At 53.9% G+C, this 19,819-nt stretch carries 21 protein-coding genes; 16 read left to right on the top strand and 5 right to left on the bottom strand.

Annotated elements, in window-relative coordinates; translation table 11 throughout:
• The first annotated feature begins 10 nt into the window (after nucleotides 1-10).
• From HV107_RS08110 to trpS, 10 genes are all read left to right on the top strand, one after another.
• Nucleotides 11-397 carry a HofO gene (locus HV107_RS08110; protein ID WP_259349689.1) on the top strand — a complete coding sequence of 129 codons (387 nt, stop codon included), beginning with the start codon at nucleotides 11-13 and terminating at the stop codon, nucleotides 395-397.
• Nucleotides 387-791 (top strand): HofP DNA utilization family protein, encoded by a 405-nt coding sequence (locus HV107_RS08105; RefSeq protein WP_182062798.1) that lies wholly within the window; start codon nucleotides 387-389, stop codon nucleotides 789-791. The genes HV107_RS08110 and HV107_RS08105 overlap by 11 nt, the downstream gene beginning before the upstream one ends.
• Entirely contained in the window at nucleotides 703-1,941 is a 1,239-nt protein-coding gene (gene hofQ, locus HV107_RS08100; protein ID WP_182062797.1) for a DNA uptake porin HofQ, read from the top strand. The genes HV107_RS08105 and hofQ overlap by 89 nt, the downstream gene beginning before the upstream one ends.
• Before the next feature lie 276 nt (nucleotides 1,942-2,217).
• Entirely contained in the window at nucleotides 2,218-2,739 is a 522-nt protein-coding gene (gene aroK / locus HV107_RS08095) for a shikimate kinase AroK (protein WP_010436374.1), read from the top strand.
• Between the two features lie 57 nt (nucleotides 2,740-2,796).
• Nucleotides 2,797-3,885, top strand: coding sequence for a 3-dehydroquinate synthase (gene aroB / locus HV107_RS08090; protein ID WP_014072102.1), 1,089 nt, complete (start codon nucleotides 2,797-2,799; stop codon nucleotides 3,883-3,885).
• Between the two features lie 92 nt (nucleotides 3,886-3,977).
• Entirely contained in the window at nucleotides 3,978-5,261 is a 1,284-nt protein-coding gene (gene damX / locus HV107_RS08085; RefSeq protein ID WP_182062796.1) for a cell division protein DamX, read from the top strand.
• Between the two features lie 67 nt (nucleotides 5,262-5,328).
• Nucleotides 5,329-6,141: an adenine-specific DNA-methyltransferase gene (gene dam / locus HV107_RS08080; RefSeq protein ID WP_166718374.1), complete on the top strand. Its 813-nt coding sequence runs from the start codon at nucleotides 5,329-5,331 to the stop codon at nucleotides 6,139-6,141.
• 41 nt (nucleotides 6,142-6,182) lie between these two features.
• Nucleotides 6,183-6,860 carry a ribulose-phosphate 3-epimerase gene (gene rpe, locus HV107_RS08075; RefSeq protein WP_014072099.1) on the top strand — a complete coding sequence of 226 codons (678 nt, stop codon included), beginning with the start codon at nucleotides 6,183-6,185 and terminating at the stop codon, nucleotides 6,858-6,860.
• Nucleotides 6,853-7,614 carry a phosphoglycolate phosphatase gene (gph, locus tag HV107_RS08070; protein WP_182062795.1) on the top strand — a complete coding sequence of 254 codons (762 nt, stop codon included), beginning with the start codon at nucleotides 6,853-6,855 and terminating at the stop codon, nucleotides 7,612-7,614. The genes rpe and gph overlap by 8 nt, the downstream gene beginning before the upstream one ends.
• Nucleotides 7,607-8,611: a tryptophan--tRNA ligase gene (gene trpS / locus HV107_RS08065; protein ID WP_182062794.1), complete on the top strand. Its 1,005-nt coding sequence runs from the start codon at nucleotides 7,607-7,609 to the stop codon at nucleotides 8,609-8,611. The genes gph and trpS overlap by 8 nt, the downstream gene beginning before the upstream one ends.
• Before the next feature lie 109 nt (nucleotides 8,612-8,720).
• Here trpS and HV107_RS08060 read toward each other — a convergent pair whose 3' ends face one another.
• From HV107_RS08060 to nirB, 4 genes are all read right to left on the bottom strand, one after another.
• Nucleotides 8,721-8,891: a DUF4223 family protein gene (locus HV107_RS08060; RefSeq protein WP_182062793.1), complete on the bottom strand. Its 171-nt coding sequence runs from the start codon at nucleotides 8,889-8,891 to the stop codon at nucleotides 8,721-8,723.
• Nucleotides 8,892-9,033: 142 nt separating this feature from the next.
• Nucleotides 9,034-10,407, bottom strand: coding sequence for a siroheme synthase CysG (cysG, locus tag HV107_RS08055; RefSeq protein ID WP_182062792.1), 1,374 nt, complete (start codon nucleotides 10,405-10,407; stop codon nucleotides 9,034-9,036).
• Between the two features lie 136 nt (nucleotides 10,408-10,543).
• Nucleotides 10,544-10,870 carry a nitrite reductase small subunit NirD gene (nirD, locus tag HV107_RS08050; RefSeq protein ID WP_182062791.1) on the bottom strand — a complete coding sequence of 109 codons (327 nt, stop codon included), beginning with the start codon at nucleotides 10,868-10,870 and terminating at the stop codon, nucleotides 10,544-10,546.
• A complete protein-coding gene (gene nirB, locus HV107_RS08045) occupies nucleotides 10,867-13,410 on the bottom strand; it encodes a nitrite reductase large subunit NirB (RefSeq protein ID WP_182062790.1) in 2,544 nt (847 codons plus the stop codon). The genes nirD and nirB overlap by 4 nt, the downstream gene beginning before the upstream one ends.
• 241 nt (nucleotides 13,411-13,651) lie before the next feature.
• On the opposite strand from nirB, the gene HV107_RS08040 reads away from it, so the two are divergent.
• Nucleotides 13,652-14,953 carry a cytosine deaminase gene (locus HV107_RS08040; RefSeq protein WP_182062789.1) on the top strand — a complete coding sequence of 434 codons (1,302 nt, stop codon included), beginning with the start codon at nucleotides 13,652-13,654 and terminating at the stop codon, nucleotides 14,951-14,953.
• Nucleotides 14,954-14,971: 18 nt separating this feature from the next.
• Here HV107_RS08040 and tsgA read toward each other — a convergent pair whose 3' ends face one another.
• On the bottom strand, nucleotides 14,972-16,156 hold the full coding sequence (tsgA, locus tag HV107_RS08035) for an MFS transporter TsgA (protein ID WP_182062788.1): 1,185 nt from the start codon (nucleotides 16,154-16,156) through the stop codon (nucleotides 14,972-14,974).
• Nucleotides 16,157-16,434: 278 nt separating this feature from the next.
• On the opposite strand from tsgA, the gene ppiA reads away from it, so the two are divergent.
• The 5 genes from ppiA to HV107_RS08010 all read left to right on the top strand — a co-directional run bounded on the left by ppiA (nucleotide 16,435) and on the right by HV107_RS08010 (nucleotide 19,773).
• Nucleotides 16,435-17,007, top strand: a complete 573-nt coding sequence (gene ppiA / locus HV107_RS08030; protein ID WP_182062787.1) for a peptidylprolyl isomerase A — start codon at nucleotides 16,435-16,437, stop codon at nucleotides 17,005-17,007.
• A 105-nt stretch (nucleotides 17,008-17,112) separates the two neighbouring features.
• Entirely contained in the window at nucleotides 17,113-17,280 is a 168-nt protein-coding gene (locus HV107_RS08025) for a YhfG family protein (RefSeq protein WP_182062786.1), read from the top strand.
• The gene (locus tag HV107_RS08020) at nucleotides 17,270-17,872 is read left to right on the top strand and encodes a putative adenosine monophosphate-protein transferase Fic (protein ID WP_014072087.1); all 603 of its coding nucleotides are present in this window, start codon (nucleotides 17,270-17,272) and stop codon (nucleotides 17,870-17,872) included. The genes HV107_RS08025 and HV107_RS08020 overlap by 11 nt, the downstream gene beginning before the upstream one ends.
• A gap of 30 nt (nucleotides 17,873-17,902) precedes the next feature.
• Nucleotides 17,903-18,466, top strand: coding sequence for an aminodeoxychorismate synthase component 2 (gene pabA / locus HV107_RS08015; protein WP_182062785.1), 564 nt, complete (start codon nucleotides 17,903-17,905; stop codon nucleotides 18,464-18,466).
• Between the two features lie 86 nt (nucleotides 18,467-18,552).
• Complete coding sequence (locus HV107_RS08010) at nucleotides 18,553-19,773, top strand: aspartate aminotransferase family protein (RefSeq protein WP_182062784.1); 1,221 nt, start codon at nucleotides 18,553-18,555, stop codon at nucleotides 19,771-19,773.
• Nucleotides 19,774-19,819: the final 46 nt, after the last annotated feature.

Genomic DNA, 19,819 nt, shown 5'->3' with positions numbered 1-19,819 from the left:
AGGGGTCGCAATGTTAACGCTTGTCGCCTGGGGAGCGGTGGTGAAGCCGCTGCATTCCCGGCAGGTGGCACTGAATGTTCAGCTTGCCGATACCCTGCGAACCCGCGCAACCCTCTGGACAATGGCCATGCGCTATTCACCTGCGGCAGAACAGGGTAACGCGCAAATACGGCAGGGCTTTTCACCCCTGGATTTTCAACATGGTGGCACGAAGCTCGTCCACTGGAAGCCCTCGCGGAATGGAGGCGAGTTGACGCTCGATGCTGACTGGGCGCAGATCCCTGACGTGTTTACCCGGCTGGCGCAGCGGGATGTCAATGTGGAGGCTTTCGACATGAGTCCACAGGGGGCACAGCTTCGTCTGAGCATCCAACTGGAGCGACTTCATGCAGAGTAACGTGCGTTTTCTGCTCCTGTGTTCCTTGCTGTTGTTAACCGGGATGCGCGATCCCTTTCATCCACCAGAAGACCGCTGTGCGGTGGGGCAGTTAGCGCTGTGGCGATATCAGGGGATCGTCAGCGGTATCAGCAGCATTGGTATTTTGCAGGATGGGCAAAAACGCTGGCATCGTGTCAGGGAAGATGATCGTTTGTCGGTGGGATGGCGGGTGATCGCTATGGATGAAAAGGAACTGGTCATTGCCCTGGGCGATGCGTGCGAGCCAAAGCAATGGCAGTGGCAACGAGAAGGAACGGGAAAAAATGAAAATCAGGATAATGCTCTTGCTGATGATACTCAGCCATCCGGTGTGGGCGGGCACCCCAAAGCCGGTCACTCTGGTCGTCGATGATGTTCCTGTGGTGCAGGTGCTACAGGCACTGGCCGCACAGGAGGATCGTAATCTTGTGGTGTCACCCGATGTGAGCGGTACGTTGTCGCTGAATCTGACGCGTATTCCCTGGCGGCAAGCGCTTAACACCGTTGTCGCCAGTGCCGGACTTGTCTTACGGGAAGAACGTGGGATTTTTTACGTTCACACCGCAGCCTGGCAACGTGAACAACAGACGCTTAAAGAGCAGGAACAGATCAAGCGGCAGCTTGATGCCCCGCTGCTATCGCGCAGTATTTCACTTTCATATGCGGATGCCGGGGAGTTGCAAAAGGCGGCTGAAAAACTTCTCAGCCCAAAGGGCAGTTTGTCGGTGGATAAACGCACCAACCGCCTGCTGGCGCGTGACAACCAGGCCGTGCTGGATTCGCTACAGCTCTGGGCTGAACAGATGGATATGCCCGTCGAACAGGTAGAGTTGGCTGCACACATTGTGACAATCACAGAAAAAAGTCTGCGTGAGTTAGGGGTGAAATGGAATCTTGCTGAATCCACGGGGGCTGGAAGCGTCGGGCAAGCGACCACGTTGAGTGCCGATCTTTCCGTGTCCCAGGCAACAACGCATGTGGGTTTTAACATTGGGCGGATCAACGGCAGGTTGCTGGACCTTGAGCTGTCGGCGCTGGAGCAAAAGCAACAGGTCGAGATTATCGCCAGCCCACGATTGCTTGCATCGCATATGCAGCCGGCCAGCATTAAGCAGGGCAGTGAAATACCTTATCAGGTGTCCAGCGGAGAAAGCGGAGCCACTTCCGTTGAGTTCAAAGAGGCCGTATTAGGCATGGAGGTGACCCCCGTCGTGTTACCCGGCGGGCGGGTGCGGTTGAAATTGCACATCAGTGAAAACATGCCGGGGCAGGTGTTGCAGCAGGAAAATGGCGAAACACTCGCTATCGATAAGCAGGAGATTGAAACTCAGGTTGAGGTCAAAAGTGGGGAAACGCTGACGCTGGGCGGTATTTTCTCGCAAAAGAATAAAACAGGGAGTGATAGTGTGCCCGGTCTTGGAAGAATCCCCTGGTTTGGGCAGTTTTTTCGCCATGATGGTAAGGACAATGAACGACGTGAGTTAGTGGTGTTTATTACGCCACGCCTGGTAGGTATCCACTAATGGGAAACGATCCCCGCAATGATTTTGCATTCAGTTTGTTGCAGATGTTTGACGTGGGGCATGAATTAGCATACAAGGAGTACCGATTTGAGTTGGACTTGTCTTATGCGTCTGGTGCGGTGATTTAATCAGTTGCCAAACAAGCCGTAGTATTGAGATAATTTTTAGTCTGACTCTCGCTCTATTGCATATGAGGTTTCAGTTCATGTCCTGCTACGCGAGGTGTCTGCGAAGCGGGGATTACCATTAACGAATAGTCTTAGTAGTACCGAAAAAATGGCAGAGAAACGCAATATCTTTCTGGTTGGGCCTATGGGTGCCGGCAAAAGCACTATTGGGCGTCAGTTAGCTCAACAACTCAATATGGAATTTTACGATTCTGATCAAGAGATTGAGAAACGAACCGGAGCTGATGTGGGCTGGGTCTTCGACGTAGAAGGCGAAGAAGGTTTCCGTGACCGAGAAGAAAAAGTGATCAACGAACTCACGGAAAAACAGGGCATCGTTCTGGCGACAGGCGGCGGTTCTGTGAAATCTCGCGAAACCCGCAACCGTCTCTCCGCCCGTGGCGTTGTGGTCTATCTTGAGACGACCATTGAAAAACAGCTGGCACGTACGCAGCGTGATAAAAAGCGCCCGTTGCTGCAAGTTGAAACGCCGCCACGCGAAGTTCTGGAAGCCCTGGCCGGTGAACGCAATCCTCTGTACGAAGAGATTGCTGATGTGACCATTCGTACTGACGATCAGAGCGCTAAAGTGGTTGCAAACCAGATTATTCATATGCTGGAAAGCAACTGATTCTGGCTTTATATACACTCGCCTGCGGGTAAAAGCATTTAAGGTGGATGTCGCGTCATGGAGAGGATTACAGTTACTCTCGGGGAACGTAGTTACCCTATCACCATCGCGGCTGGTTTGTTTAACGACCCAGCTTCCTTCTTACCACTGAAAGCGGGTGATCAGGCGATGCTGGTCACCAATGAGACTCTGGCTCCGCTTTATCTCGACCGTGTACGCCATCTGCTTGAACAAGCGGGCGTGAAGGTCGACAGTGTGATTCTGCCCGATGGCGAGCAGTATAAGAGCCTGACGGTACTGGATACCGTCTTTACCGCATTACTGCAAAAACCCCATGGTCGCGATACGACACTGCTTGCTCTTGGCGGCGGTGTTGTTGGCGATCTGACGGGTTTTGCCGCCGCAAGTTATCAACGCGGCGTACGCTTTATTCAGATCCCAACTACATTGTTGTCACAGGTCGACTCTTCTGTTGGCGGCAAAACGGCAGTCAACCATCCACTCGGTAAAAACATGATCGGCGCGTTCTATCAGCCGGCATCGGTCGTGGTGGATCTCGATTGCCTGTCAACGTTGCCAAAACGCGAGCTGGCCTCTGGTCTTGCTGAAGTGATCAAATACGGCATCATTCTTGACGGCGAGTTTTTCACCTGGCTTGAAGAGAATATGGATGCCCTGCTGCGTCTGGATGGGGCTGCTCTGGCCTACTGCATCCGTCGTTGTTGTGAGCTGAAAGCGGAAGTTGTAGCCGCAGACGAGCGTGAAACCGGCTTACGTGCTTTACTGAATCTGGGGCATACGTTTGGTCACGCTATTGAAGCCGAAATGGGTTATGGCAACTGGCTTCACGGCGAAGCGGTTGCAGCCGGTATGGTGATGGCTGCCCGCACCTCTGAACGTCTCGGTCAGTTCAAACCGGAAGAGACTCAGCGCATTATTACGCTGCTTGAGCGCGCTGGCTTGCCGGTGACTGGGCCGCAGGAAATGTCTGCACAAGCGTATTTACCCCACATGATGCGCGATAAAAAAGTATTGGCAGGTGAGATGCGTCTGGTACTCCCACTTGCAATAGGGAAGAGTGAAGTGCGCGGCGGAGTGCCGCATGATGTTGTTCTTGGCGCTATCGCTGATTGTCAGCAAGCGTAACAATTAGAAAGGTCAGGCCACTGTCAAAAGTGGTCGTTTAGCTTCAGGTGAAATGCAAAGTCGTTGGCATAAGCCTTTGAGTGGGGTGTTAAATGGATGAATTCAAACCAGAAGACGAGCTGAAACCCGATCCCAGCGATCGTCGTACTGGTCGTTCTCGTCAATCTTCAGAACGTGATAACGAGCCGCAGATCAACTTTGACGAGGTTGATCTGGATGCAGACGATCGTCGCCCTTCACGCAGCCGTAACGCGCGTGATGAGCGAGAAGAAGAGGATTATGAGCCTGAAGAAGATTCAATGGACGAAGAGCCGGTAGAGCGTCGCCCGCGTAAACGTAAAAAAGCTGCGGCAAGCAAACCGGCTTCCCGCCAGTACATCATGATGGGCCTGGGCGTCCTGGTTCTGTTGCTGCTGATTGTTGGCATCGGTTCCGCGCTAAAAGCACCATCAACTGACTCAAATTCACAGACCGCTTCGACTGAGAAGAGCATCAACCTGTCTGATAATGATGCGTCCAATCAGGCGAATGGCGCGCAACCAGCGCCGGGCGCAACCTCTACAGAGCAGACCGCCGCAAACACAACGACCCCGCAGGATGTTTCTCTGCCGCCAGTCTCTTCTACCCCGACTCAGGGTCAGGCACCTGCTACGCCAGAAGGCCAGCAGCGTGTAGAAGTTCAGGGCGATCTGAACAACGCACTGACACAGCCTCAGAATCAGGAACAGGTAAACAACGTAGTGGCGAACTCTACGCTGCCAACTGAACCTGCCACTGTGGCTCCGATTCGTGGTGGTAACGCACAGCCGCAAACCGCTGCAACGGAAACTAAGCCGCGTCAGACGCAAACGGCAACGCATCAGGAACGTAAGCAGGTTGTCATTGAGCCGAAGCGTGAAGTTAAACCGCAGGCCATTGTAAAAGCGCCAGAATCAAAAGTTGAAACGCCGCCAAAACGTACTGAAACAGTCGCTGTTAGCGAGCCTGTAAAAGCACCAGTAACGGCAACACCTAAAGCAACGGCTACCACAACCGCGCCAGCGGCGACTCCGGCACCAGCGGCGAGTGCGGCAGCGACAGGCAAAACCACAGGTAACGTTGGTTCCCTGAAGTCAGCACCGTCCAACAACTACACGCTGCAACTGAGCAGTTCGTCTAGCTATGACAACCTCAACGGTTGGGCGAAGAAGTCGAATCTGAAAAACTACGTGGTTTATCAGACGACCCGCAACGGGCAACCGTGGTACGTGTTGGTGAGCGGTGTTTATTCGTCTAAAGACGAAGCAAAACGCGCGGTAGCCTCATTGCCAGCTGATGTTCAGGCGAAAAACCCGTGGGCGAAGCCGATTCATCAGGTCCAGGCCGATCTTAAGTAATGTATAAAGCGCAGGATGCTGTCGGAGCTTTCTCCACAGCCGGAGAAGGTGTAATCAGTTAGTCAGCATGAAAAAAAATCGCGCTTTTCTGAAATGGGCAGGGGGGAAATACCCCCTGCTCGACGATATTAAAAAACACCTGCCGAAAGGCGAGTGCCTTATCGAGCCCTTCGTGGGTGCTGGATCGGTATTCCTGAATACCGATTTTTCGCGTTATATTCTGGCGGATATTAACAGCGACCTCATCAGCCTCTACACCATCGTCAAACTGCGTACCGATGAGTACGTGGACGAGGCACGTAAGCTGTTTACCCCAGAGCACAACAATCCAGACATTTACTATCAACTTCGCGCAGAGTTTAATCAAAGCCAGGATCCGTTCCGCCGCGCGTTGTTGTTCCTGTACCTCAACCGTCATGGCTACAATGGCCTGTGCCGGTATAACCTGCGTGGTGAATTTAACGTGCCGTTTGGCCGCTATAAGCGCCCTTATTTCCCGCAGGCTGAGCTGTACCACTTTGCTGAAAAAGCGCAGAACGCAGAGTTTTATTGCCTCTCGTATGAAGAGTGCATGGAGCAGGCTGACGCGAATTCGGTGGTCTATTGTGACCCACCTTATGCGCCACTTTCTGCGACGGCGAACTTCACTGCTTATCACACCAACAGCTTCAGCCCGGCTGAGCAGGCGCGTCTGGCGGAGATGGCAGAAAAGCTGGTCAGTAAAAGAATTCCAGTGTTAATTTCGAATCACGATACGCCGGATACACGCGAATGGTACAAAGCCGCGAAGCAATTCCAGGTTAAGGTACGACGCAGTATTAGCAGCAACGGCGGTACACGTAAAAAGGTGGACGAACTGCTGGCTCTTTATCGACCCTGAGCCGTTTTGCCTGCCGGTAAACACATTTCAAGGAGATGCGGATGAAACAGTTTTTGATTGCCCCCTCAATTCTGTCGGCCGATTTTGCCCGCCTGGGTGAGGACACCGCCAAAGCGCTTGCTGCGGGTGCGGATGTCGTCCATTTCGACGTTATGGATAACCACTATGTTCCCAATCTGACCATCGGCCCGATGGTCCTGAAAGCGCTGCGTAATTATGGTATTACCGCGCCGATTGACGTGCATCTGATGGTTAAACCGGTCGATCGCCTTGTTCCCGATTTTGCCGCTGCGGGTGCCAGCATCATCACTTTCCACCCTGAAGCTTCCGAGCACGTCGACCGCACGCTGCAACTGATCAAAGAGAACGGCTGTAAAGCAGGCCTGGTCTTTAACCCGGCGACACCACTGACTTATCTCGATTACGTTATGGATAAGCTGGACGTGATCTTACTGATGTCCGTCAACCCGGGCTTTGGTGGTCAGTCGTTCATTCCTCATACGCTGGATAAACTGCGTGAAGTACGCCGCCGTATTGATGAGTCAGGCTATGACATTCGTCTGGAAGTGGATGGTGGTGTTAAGGTGAATAACATTGGTGAGATTGCGGCTGCGGGTGCAGATATGTTCGTCGCGGGCTCAGCTATCTTCGACCAACCGGATTATAAGAAAGTCATTGATGAAATGCGCCGTGAACTGGCAAAGGTAAGTCATGGATAAATTGCAGGCAACCCGGGGTGTAGCATTTGACCTCGACGGCACGCTGGTAGACAGCGCGCCGGGCTTAAGTAGCGCTGTCGATCAGGCGCTGTACGCGCTTGAATTGCCCGTTGCGGGTGAAGAGCGCGTGGTGACGTGGATTGGTAACGGTGCCGATGTGCTGATGGAACGCGCCCTGACCTGGGCGCGCCAGGAGCGTGCCGTACTGCGTGCCGCACAGGGGAAACCCGGTGTTGATCATGCGGATATTCCTCAGGAAGAGCAGCAGCGTATTCTGCGTAAACTGTTCGACCGTTTCTATGAAGAAACGGTCGAGGAAGGGAGCTTCCTGTTCCCGGATGTGGCTGAAACGCTGAGCACCCTCCACGCGCAAGGCATTCCGCTGGGCCTGGTGACAAACAAACCCACGCCATTCGTTGCACCGCTGCTGGAAGCGCTGGATATCGCGAAATATTTTTCCGTGATTGTGGGTGGCGATGATGTGCAGAACAAAAAGCCACATCCTGAACCGCTATTACTGGTGGCAGGAAAATTATCCTTAACGCCTGAGCAGCTGCTCTTTGTCGGTGATTCACGCAATGATATTCTGGCTGCCAGAGCGGCAGGCTGTCCTTCCGTGGGATTAACCTATGGCTACAACTACGGTGAAGCCATCACGCTAAGTGAGCCGGACGTGGTGTTCGATCACTTCAAAGATATATTGCCCGCACTCGGGCTCTCGCACAGTGAAAATCAGGAATTGAAAAATGACTAAGCCCATCGTTTTTAGTGGCGCACAGCCGTCAGGTGAATTGACCATTGGTAACTACATGGGTGCGCTGCGTCAGTGGGTCAATATGCAAGATGACTACCATTGCATTTATTGCATCGTGGATCTTCATGCCATTACCGCGCGTCAGGATCCTGAGAAACTGCGTAAAGCCACTCTCGATACGCTGGCACTCTATCTGGCATGTGGTATTGATCCAGAGAAAAGCACCATCTTCGTTCAGTCTCACGTGCCAGAGCACGCGCAGCTGGGCTGGGCGCTGAACTGCTACACCTATTTCGGTGAGCTGAGCCGTATGACCCAGTTCAAGGACAAATCCGCTCGCTATTCTGAAAACATCAACGCAGGTCTGTTTGATTACCCGGTACTGATGGCGGCAGACATTCTGCTGTACCAGACCAACCAGGTTCCCGTCGGTGAAGACCAGAAGCAGCACCTGGAGTTGAGCCGCGATATAGCCCAGCGTTTCAACGCCATTTATGGTGATGTTTTCAAAGTGCCTGAGCCGTTTATTCCGAAATCCGGTGCGCGCGTGATGTCGCTGCTGGAGCCAACCAAGAAGATGTCCAAGTCTGACGATAACCGCAACAACGTTATCGGCCTGCTGGAAGACCCGAAATCGGTGGTTAAAAAGCTTAAACGTGCAGTGACCGACTCCGAAGAGCCGCCTGTAGTACGTTACGACGTGCAGAACAAAGCGGGTGTTTCTAACCTGCTGGATATTCTCTCTGGCGTGACGGGTCGTACGATCCCTGAGCTGGAGCAGCACTTCGAAGGCAAGATGTATGGCCACCTGAAAGGCGAAGTGGCGGACGCAGTATCCGGGATGCTGACCGAGTTGCAGGAGCGTTATAACCGCTATCGCAACGACGAAGCTTTCCTGCAAAAAGTGATGAAAGATGGCGCGGAAAAAGCCAGTGCTCGCGCGTCCGAAACCCTGAAAGCGGTATACGAAGCGATTGGGTTTGTAGCGAAGCCATGATGCACTTTTCCCTCTCCCTGTGAGAGCGGGTCAGGGTGAGGGCATCAGACCGCGTCCTTCCAAATAAAAAAACCGGGAAATCCCGGTTTTTTTTATGCCTGAAAAACGCTTACTGCTGTGCCGCCGGACCGCAACCACCGATGATCTTCGAAATGGAGATCGCCGGGTGCAGCAGGTAATCATAGCTACAGTTATTTTTGGTGTTTTCAACGTGACCCGTACAGGCTGTAAGAGTCGATAACACGGCGACCAGAGCGGCTGCCTTTGCCAGTTTGAACATACGCATTCCTTGTCTAAAAACGAATTTTTGATGTAACACGAGGGAATAAATGGAAAAGTTCCACTTCGGGGCGGTATGTTAGCGGCGGCGACAAGAAGCGAGTAGTCCGGTTAAGGACTACCCGAAGAAGGGATGTTATGCGTTAGTGGTTAGAGAACCAGTTCAGTTTTTCGCGCAGTTCAACCACGCGACCCACCACAATCAGCGCCGGGCTTTCTACCTGCTGCGCCAGTTCACCTAACTGCATTATTACGCCGTTCACCACGCGCTGAGTAATCGATGTACCATTCTCTACAAGGGCAACAGGCATATCTTCCTGCATTCCGTGTTCCAGCAGTTTCGCCTGAATGGTTGCGGCCTGATTCAGACCCATATAAAACACCAGCGTCTGTTTTTCGGCGGCCAGGTTGTGCCAGTCCAGCTCGCTGCCGGTTTTCAGGTGGCCCGTCACCAGACGCACGCTTTGCGCGTAGTCGCGATGGGTTAACGGAATGCCGGAATAGGCCGAACAGCCGGAAGCTGCCGTGATCCCAGGTACGACAGAGAACGGAATGCCCGCATTACACAGGGTTTCCAGCTCCTCGCCGCCGCGACCAAAGATAAACGGATCACCGCCTTTCAGGCGCACCACGCGTTTACCTTTTTGCGCTTCACGTAGCAGGATCTGGTTAATCTCTTCCTGTGGAACGCAGTGGTAACCCGCGCGTTTACCCACGAATACGCGGTCAGCATCGCGGCGCACCAGGTTCATAATGTCATCGGAGACCAGACGGTCGTAAACCACGATGTCTGCCTGCTGGATCTGCTGCAAACCCTTAAGCGTCAACAACCCTGCATCACCTGGCCCAGCGCCCACCAGCACCACTTCACCACGATTATCCAGCGGTTCGCTGAGTAACTTTCCGGTTATCTCTTCAACTGCTTTCTGATCCTGATTCGCCAGCGATTGCGCCAGCCTGTCATTCACAAAAAATTTTTCCCAGAAGCGACGGCGCTCACCAACGGTCGCGAAGGTTTGCTTCACGCGTGAACGCAGTTGCCCTGCGTAGTGGGCAATCTGACCGAGGTGTTGTGGCAATATGGCTTCCAGCTTTTCCCGCAGCAGGCGCGCCAGAACGGGCGAGCGGCCGCCCGACGACACCGCGATTATCAACGGCGAACGGTCGATAATCGACGGCATGATAAAGCTGGCTTCTTTCGGCGCATCCACCACGTTACAGAAGATACGACGTGTTTCGCAGGCATCGCTTACGCGCTGGTTCACTTCATCGTCATCCGTTGCGGCAATGGTCAGCCAGCAGGTATCCAGCAGAGATTCGTTAAACTCCCCCTGTTCCAGCGTAAGCATCCCTTCCTGCGCCCAGACGTCAAACTGTGGGGCGAAGTTAATGGCGTTGACGGTCAGTCGGGCGCCAGCCTCTAGCAGCAGGCGAGCTTTGCGCTCAGCCACGTCACCGCCGCCCACAAGCAGGCAGTCGCGGTGGCGTAATTGACAAAAAATCGGCAGGTGATCCACGACAATACCTCACAGCATTCAAGGAGGGGATAAGAGTTGCTGTCAGGATAACAGCAGGAATCGTACAGAACATACGGTTTTTCCTGCCGTTACCCATAAGGGGTCATAAGCTTTTCATATTGAAAAGGCGAGAGAATTAGCCTTTCAGCTGCACTTTTCCGTCCTTCACCCGGGCGTCGTAATGCTTCACAGAGTGGCTCTCATCTTCCATGCAGTGCCCGTCGCTTAAGCGGAAACGCTGCTTTTTCAGCGGGCTTGCGACCCACAGTTCGCCCTGATGCTCCGCAATCAACCCACGGGACAGCACGCTGGCCTCAAAGAACGGGTCGATATTGCTGATGGCAAAAACCTGTTCGTCGTGGCGTGGGCGGAAAATCGCGACCTGCTCTTTACCCAGCAGCGCGCAGACGCCGGTGGCAGGCAGGATGTCGTTAATGTTGCAGATGTTTACCCACTGGCTCATGCGTTTTCCTCCACCAGAGTCACCGGAATACGTTCATAAGGTGTCGCCGGACGATGCTGTTCGCGCTCTGCCACAACCTGTACGTTCGGGTCGCGCTGGGTGCTGTTGATAAAGTGTTTGAAGCGCGTCTGCGCCGCCGGGGTATTCACGGTTTCAGTCCACTCGCAAATCACCGCGTCGCGCAGGCGAGCCATTTCGGCTTCAAGCTGCTCGTTCAGGCCCAGCTTGTCATCGATGATGACTGACTTCAGGTAGTCGATGCCGCCTTCCAGGTTGTCCAGCCAGGATGCGGTACGGGTCAGTTTGTCGGCGGTACGGATGTAGAACATCATGAAGCGGTCGAGATACTGAATCAGCGTATCGTGGTCGAGATCCGCCGCCAGCAGATCGGCGTGACGTGGTTTCATCCCGCCGTTACCGCACACGTACAGGTTCCAGCCTTTTTCGGTGGCGATAATACCCACGTCTTTACCCTGTGCTTCGGCACATTCACGGGTACAGCCGGAGACGCCAAACTTCATTTTGTGCGGTGTACGAATGCCTTTGTAGCGGTTTTCCAGCTCAACGCCAAAGCCCACGCTGTCGCCCACGCCATAGCGGCACCAGGTGCTGCCCACGCAGGTTTTTGCCATACGCAGCGCTTTGGCATACGCGTGGCCGGTTTCAAAGCCCGCTTCAATCAGCTGACGCCAGATTTCTGGCAGGTCATCTTTCTGCGCACCAAACAGGCCGATACGCTGGGAACCGGTAATTTTGGTATACAGGTTAAATTCACGCGCGATACGGCCGACCGCCACCAGACCTTCTGGAGTGATTTCGCCACCGGCAGAGCGTGGGATAACAGAATAGGTCCCGTCTTTCTGGATGTTTGCCAGGAAGTTGTCGTTGGTGTCCTGAAGCGGCGTATGTTCTGGTTTGAGTACGTACTCATTCCAGCAGGAGGCCAGCAGAGAACCGACGGTAGGTTTACACACTTCGCAGCCATAACCCTGGCCGTGTTTCTCAAGCATTTCGTCGAAGGACTTGATGCCTTCTACGCGGATCAGGTGGTAAAGCTCCTGGCGAGAATAAGAGAAGTGTTCGCACAGGTTATTGTTCACTTCGATGCCCTGTTTCGCCAGTTCGGCGTTCAGCACCTGAGTCACCAGTGGAATACAGCCCCCGCAGCCAGTACCGGCTTTGGTTTCGGCTTTCAGCGCTGCAACGGTGTGGCAGCCTTTGTTGATAGCGGAAATCAACATGCCTTTCGTGACGTCGAAGCAGGAGCAAATCTGCGCGCTGTCTGGCAATTTATCGACGCCGATAGACGGTTTGCCGCTCGAGGCGTGAGCAGGCAGGATCAGGGCGTCCGGGTTTTCTGGCAGTTCGATGGCATTCAGCACCAGTTGCAGCAAGTTGCCGTAGTCGCTGGTGTCGCCCACCAGAACTGCGCCGAGCAGGGTTTTGTTGTCCTGGCTCACGATCAGGCGTTTATAGACTTCTTTGCTTTCGTCCAGGTAAACGTAGCTGCGGGAGTTCGGGGTGCGGCCGTGGGCATCGCCGATACCGCCAACGTCCACGCCGAGCAGTTTCAGCTTGGCGCTCATGTCTGCGCCTTCGAAGGCGTTTTCACTGCCAAGGATGTGGTCAACGGCAACCTGCGCCATTTTATAGCCAGGCGCTACCAGCCCGTACACGCGGTTATTCCAGCTGGCACATTCGCCGATAGCGTAGATATCCGGGTCAGAGGTCTGGCAGGCATCATTAATCATGATCCCACCGCGCTGCGCCACGGCCAGACCGCACTGGTTAGCCAGTTTGTCGCGTGGGCGAATACCGGTGGAGAAGACGATAAAGTCCACTTCCAGCTCGCTGCCGTCGGCAAAGCGCATGGTTTTGCGTGCTTCACTGCCTTCCTGGACGATCTCTTTGGTGTTCTTGCTGGTGTGAACTTTCACGCCCATGCTTTCGATTTTACGACGCAGCTGGTCACCACCCATGTGGTCAAGCTGCTCTGCCATCAGCATTGGGGCAAATTCGATAACGTGGGTTTCAACGCCGAGGTTTTTCAGTGCGCCAGCGGCTTCCAGACCCAGCAGGCCGCCGCCGACAACCGCACCGCGTTTGCTGCGGCGTGCACAGTTTTCAATGGCTTTGAGGTCTTCAATGGTGCGGTAAACGAAGCAATCCTGGGTTTCTGAGCCTTTGATAGGCGGGATCCAAGGATAAGAGCCAGTCGCCATGATCAGCTTGTCGTAAAAAACCGTACGTCCGGCGCTGGAGTGGATTACTTTTTCCTGGCGATTGATGGTGATAGCGCGTTCGCCCACCAGCACTTTTACGCCATGCTTCTCGTAGAAACCTTCACGCACCAGAGAAAGCTCTTCGGCGGTGTGGTGGGAGAAGTAGGAAGAAAGGTGCACACGGTCGTACGCCTTGCGGGGTTCTTCACAGAACACGGTAATATCGAACTGGGCAGCGTCAGCTTTATCGAGAAGATCCTCAATAAAGCGATGGCCGACCATGCCGTTACCGATGATAGCGAGTCTGACTTTGCTCATTTTTGCCTCGATTTCTTTTCTATTACTGCCTACCTTAACGATTCAGCTACGGCGCTTATTGATGCAAATCAAATACGCTTTCAACTACTCCTTAGGTGGTATATAGTTGATTTGTCAGGATTTTTATAAGTTATGGAAATCGTTCGCTTTTCGTCTGAGACGATTTTGTGTACAAAATAGGTGGCTAATTTTAATAAACGCGTACTCCTGAATTTCAGTCGCGTTTTCCGGGGGGATAGGTATGTCTACAGCACCACTTTGGCTGGTCCAGAATGTTCGGTTACCAGATCGTGAAGGGTTATGGCAGGTCGCCATTGAGAACGGGCGATTTGGCGAGATCACCCCGATGGGGGAGGCCAGCAGTGAAAGCTACGAGATCTTAAACGGCCGTGGAGGGCTCGCTATCCCGCCGTTTATTGAGCCGCATATTCACCTGGATACCACTCAGACGGCAGGCGAGCCGAACTGGAACCAGTCCGGCACGTTGTTTGAAGGTATCGAACGCTGGGCGGAGCGCAAGGCGCTGCTCAGCCACGAAGATGTGAAAGCGCGGGCCTGGAAAACGCTGAAATGGCAAATCGCCAACGGTATTCAGTTTGTCCGCACGCATGTGGATGTGTCCGACCCAACGCTCACGGCGCTGAAAGCCATGCTGGAAGTCAAAAAGGAGGTCGCTCCGTGGATAACGCTGCAAATCGTGGCCTTCCCGCAGGAGGGGATCCTGTCTTACCCGAACGGCGCGGCACTGCTGGAAGAAGCCTTAAAGCTGGGCGCCGATGTGGTGGGCGCGATCCCGCACTTCGAATTTACCCGCGAATACGGCGTGCAGTCGCTGCATATTGCCTTCGAACTGGCGAAGAAATATGACCGTCTGCTGGATATCCACTGCGATGAAATCGACGACGAGCAGTCACGGTTTGTTGAGACGGTTGCGACTCTGGCGTATGAGGCCGGTATTGGCGCGCGTGTAACCGCCAGCCACACTACAGCCATGCACTCCTATAACGGCGCATATACCTCGCGGCTGTTCCGCCTGTTGAAGATGTCGGGGATTAACTTCGTCGCCAACCCGCTGGTGAATATCCATCTTCAGGGACGCTTTGACGATTACCCGAAACGCCGGGGGATCACGCGCGTGAAGGAGCTTCAGGAGGCGGGCATCAACGTCTGCTTTGGCCATGATGATGTCTTTGACCCGTGGTACCCGCTCGGCACCGGTAATATGTTGCAGGTGCTGCATATGGGGCTGCATGTGTGTCAGATGATGGGGTATCCGCAGATTGACAGCGGGCTGAACCTGATTACCCACAACAGCGCCCGAACCTTTGGTTTGAGCGATTACGGCATTGCAAAGGGGAACCCGGCAAACCTGATCATTCTGCCAGCAGAGAGCGGATTTGAAGCGGTACGCTGCCAGGTGCCGGTACGCTGGTCGATTCGTCAGGGGCGGATTATTGCCACCACGCAACTGGCGCAGACGTGGATCCAGATGGACAACGGTGGGGAAGAGGTGAGTTTTGCCAGAAACAGCCCCTCTGCATAACACAAAGGGGCAAGGCGATTAGTGAGACGCTGCCGCCACGTTATGCTGGCGGTGGCGGGTCACGAAGCCCAGGATAAAGCACATGATGAACACCACGGCATACAGAACGTTAGCCGTATGCAGTGCAGCCAGTGGGCCGCTGTGAGCCACAATCGGACCTGTTACCACAAAGGTCAGCATGGTGCCGATGGTGCCGCAGGTCAGAACGAAGTTCACCAGTTTCGGGGACGCCACTTTAGTTTGCAGTGAGCCCAGGGTGATGATCGAGGTGTAAATCGCGCTGGAGAAGAAGCCCAGGGTCAGAATGAACCACGGTAAATGTTCCGGTGAACCGTTGATGAACAGATACATCAGGACGGTCGCCATACCTGCCAGTACGGTCAGAATGCGTTGCAGGTCGAAGAAGCGCAGGATGAAGCTAAACGCCCACATGCCAAACATGTAAGACATCCAGAAATCGCTCACCAGTTTGCCCGCGTCGTTTAGGCTCATGCCCAGACCTTTAGCGTATTCCGGCACCCAGGAGATAAAGCCCAGCTGGCCCAGGATGTAGCACAGTGCGGCGATGGAGAGGAACAGCACGCCGATCCCCCATTTCTCTTTCGCGACAGGCTCTGCCACGGTTTGCGCTTTTTTACCCAGCGCCGGGAATTCACAGCCGAAGGTCAGAATAAATATGGCCACGTAGACCAGGCCAATACAGGCATAAACCCAGTACCACTCAATGCTGCGCGCCAGCAGAACGGCGGCCACCATTGGGAAGATCATGCCTGCCATACTGAAGAAGGAGTCGGTAAACAGCAGGCGTGCGCCGCGCTGACGGCCTTCATACATGTGAGTAATCAGGAACGTACCGATAGACATCGTAATACCGCTCACCAGGCCAAGTACAAACATGGCCGCAGAGAACAGGGCGATGCTGTGGCTCAGCATCAGGCCCGCCACGGCGGCGACCATCAGCACAAAACCAAAACGCAACTGCGTTTTCAGCGGGACGATTTCCATCAGCCAGGCATTCAGGAAGATAGAGATCAAAATACCTGCGTTCAGGAAGGTGAAGGTGTTACTCATACTGGAAACGGGCAGCTGAAAGTAGTCTGCGATGTTCCCCATCACCATCCCGGTGACGATCACCAACGCGCCGGTCAGGGCGTAGGAGAAGAAGCTGATCCATGTGAGCTTGATGCGATTGCTGTTAGTCATGTCTGGCCTGTTCAAAGTAAAGTAAAACGCATTGACTGCGTTTGAGCGGGCAGATTTTAGTCGCGAAAGTGATCTATTTAAATCTTTTAGGAAACCTTTGATCCAAGTTGCATGCTTTAGTGTGATCGCGATCACGTTAATTGGCGCTATAACCAATCGTTTGCGCAGTAACAACTGTTTCAATTTCGTAAAATTAGGTAAAAGGCTGGCCTCCGTTCATACTGCTCTTTAGAATCAAGCCACTCGCTCTCTTTACTGCGCTTTGTTAAGGAATTCTCATGCTCAAATCAACGCTGGCGGCTGTTGTAGCTGTGTTTGCTCTTTCTGCCGTTACCCCTGCTGCACTGGCAGCAAAAGGTGACCCTCACGTTCTGCTGACAACCTCTGCCGGAAATATTGAGCTGGAACTGAATAGCCAGAAAGCACCTGTTTCTGTGAAAAACTTCCTCGACTACGTGAACAGCGGTTTCTATAACAACACCACTTTTCACCGCGTGATCCCGGGCTTTATGGTGCAGGGCGGCGGTTTTACAGAGCAGATGCAGCAAAAGCAGCCTAACCCGCCAATCAAAAACGAAGCGGACAATGGCCTGCTGAATACCCGTGGCACCATCTCTATGGCCCGTACTGCAGATAAAGACAGCGCAACCAGCCAGTTCTTCCTCAACGTTGCGGATAACGCCTTCCTCGACCACGGTCAGCGTGATTTCGGGTATGCGGTATTTGGTAAAATTGTGAAAGGGATGGACGTGGCGGACAAAATTTCTCAGGTGCCAACCCACGATGTCGGCCCATATCAGAATGTGCCGTCCAAACCTGTTGTGATCCTTTCTGCAAAAGTTCTGCCGTAATCTTCCTTGCGCGGGCATTCTTTGCCCGCGTTGCTGACCCTCCCTGCGAAAGCGCGTTTTGCTGCTTATACTTGTGGCAAGCGGACACATTCAGGGAGGCGTTAAGTGAAAAAACTCACCGACAAGCAAAAATCCCGACTTTGGGAGCAGCAGCGAAATGCGAATTTCCAGGCCAGCCGCCGCCTGGAGGGTGTCGACAGCCCACTCGTCACGCTTAATGCCCTGGATGCACAGCGCCGCCTTGAAGAACTGAGGAGGCACTATGAGCGATAAATACGGCGACGACCGCGATCCCTACCTCTATCCTGGTCTGAATGTGATGCGTAATCTGCTGAACATCCATCAGGCAGACCGGCTTGCCCATGCTTCTTATGAACTCACCGCTCTGCGTGCGGCCACGCTCGGTTTAGGGCCGCCCGCGCGCGGGTTACCGCATCTGTGTGCTATCCACCGTCATCTGTATCAGGACATTTTCGACTGGGCTGGTGATATTCGCGAAGTGGATATTTATCAGGGCGATACCCGTTTTTGTCATTTCGCCTACATCGAAAAAGAGGGCAACAGCCTGATGCAGGATCTCGAAGAAGAGGGCTATCTGGCCGGTCTTGAGAAAAGCGAGTTTGTTGCCCGTCTGAGCCACTACTACTGCGAAATTAACGTGCTGCATCCGTTTCGCATCGGTAACGGCATTGCCCAGCGGGTCTTCTTTGAGCAGCTCGCGCTCCACGCAGGCTATCAGCTGAGCTGGCAAAATATCGACTCGCAGGCCTGGGCGGCGGCAAACCAGAGTGGTGCGATGGGCGATTTAAGCGCGTTGACTGCCATCTTTAGTAAAGTGGTGAGCGAAGCGCGCGAAACTGAGTAGAATAGGGCGCCTTTTTGCTGTGGAGCCGCCATGATCCTGCTGATAGATAACTACGATTCCTTTACCTGGAATCTGTACCAGTATTTCTGCGAACTGGGCGCGGAGGTGGTTGTCCGCCGCAATGACGACATCACCCTTGCCGATATTGAGACGCTTGCTCCGCAGAAAATCGTTATCTCACCGGGGCCGTGTACGCCGTCGGAATCCGGTATCTCTCTGGACGTTATAAAACAGTTTGCCGGTAAGCTGCCTATTCTGGGTGTCTGTCTTGGCCATCAGGCTATTGCTCAGGTGTTTGGCGCAACCATTGTGCGTGCGGCGAAAGTGATGCATGGCAAAACCTCCCCCGTTACCCACAATGGCGCAGGCGTGTTCAGCGGATTAAATAATCCGTTAACCGTTACGCGCTATCACTCCCTGGTGATTGATCCCCCTACGCTGCCAGCGTGCTTTGACGTCACCGCCTGGAGCGACACCAACGAAATTATGGGCATTCGTCATAAGGAATGGGATCTCGAAGGGGTGCAGTTCCATCCTGAAAGCATCCTGAGCGAGCAGGGACATCAGCTGCTGGCGAATTTCCTCAATCGCTGAATTTTTATTGCCTTATTATGATTTTTTATGCATATTTTGTGATTATATTTTCACAATCAATGTGACATAAAATGGATGGGCATGACATGGCAACTGAACAATCAGCAATTACCCGCGCGACATTCGATGAAGTGATCCTGCCGATTTATGCACCGGCTGAGTTTATCCCGGTTAAAGGGAAGGGCAGCCGCGTCTGGGATCAGCAGGGTAAAGAGTACGTTGATTTCGCGGGGGGGATTGCGGTGACGGCGTTGGGTCATTGTCATCCTGCTCTGGTAGACGCGTTAAAAACCCAGGGCGAAACCCTGTGGCACACCAGTAACGTCTTTACCAACGAACCCGCGCTGCGCCTGGGACGTAAAATCATCGACGCGACCTTTGCTGAACGTGTGCTGTTCATGAACTCCGGTACTGAAGCCAACGAAACGGCCTTTAAGCTGGCACGCTACTATGCTTCAACCCGTCATAGCCCGTATAAAACCAAAATCATTGCCTTCCATAACGCCTTCCACGGCCGTTCGCTGTTTACCGTGTCCGTTGGCGGGCAGCCAAAGTATTCCGATGGCTTTGGCCCGAAACCGGCCGATATCATCCACGTGCCGTTTAACGACCTTCATGCGGTAAAAGCGGTGATGGACGACCATACCTGCGCGGTTGTGGTCGAGCCGATTCAGGGCGAAGGCGGCGTAATGGCGGCAACGCCTGAGTTCCTGCAAGGCCTGCGTGAACTGTGCGATGCGCACCAGGCGCTGCTGGTGTTTGATGAAGTGCAGAGCGGCATGGGGCGTACCGGCGATCTCTTTGCCTATATGCACTACGGCGTGACGCCAGATATCCTGACCAGCGCCAAAGCGCTCGGCGGCGGTTTCCCGGTAAGTGCGGTGCTCACCACGCAGGATATCGCTTCTGCGTTCCACGTGGGTTCTCACGGTTCGACCTACGGCGGCAACCCGCTGGCCTGCGCCATTGCTGGTGCGGCGTTCGATATCATCAACACGCCAGAGGTGCTGAACGGCGTTAATGCGAAGCGCGAGCTGTTCGTGAAACACCTTCAGCAGATTGATGAGCAGTACAACGTGTTCAGCGAGATCCGTGGTATGGGGCTGTTAATTGGCGCTGAGCTGAAGCCACAGTACAAAGGTCGCGCACGCGATTTCCTGCACGCCGCAGCTCATGAAGGGGTGATGGTGCTGAATGCCGGGCCGGACGTGATGCGTTTCGCGCCGTCGCTGGTGATTGAAGACAAAGACATAGAAGACGGCTTAAACCGTTTTGCGGCGGCGGTCGAGAAGATCGTCCGGGGATAACATGATTGCCCGGCGGCGCTGCGCTTGCACGGGCCTACAATCCAGC

The sequence above is a fragment of the Enterobacter sp. RHBSTW-00175 genome (assembly GCF_013927005.1).
Lineage (GTDB): Bacteria > Pseudomonadota > Gammaproteobacteria > Enterobacterales > Enterobacteriaceae > Enterobacter.
This window is presented reverse-complemented; position numbering and strand designations above follow the sequence as displayed.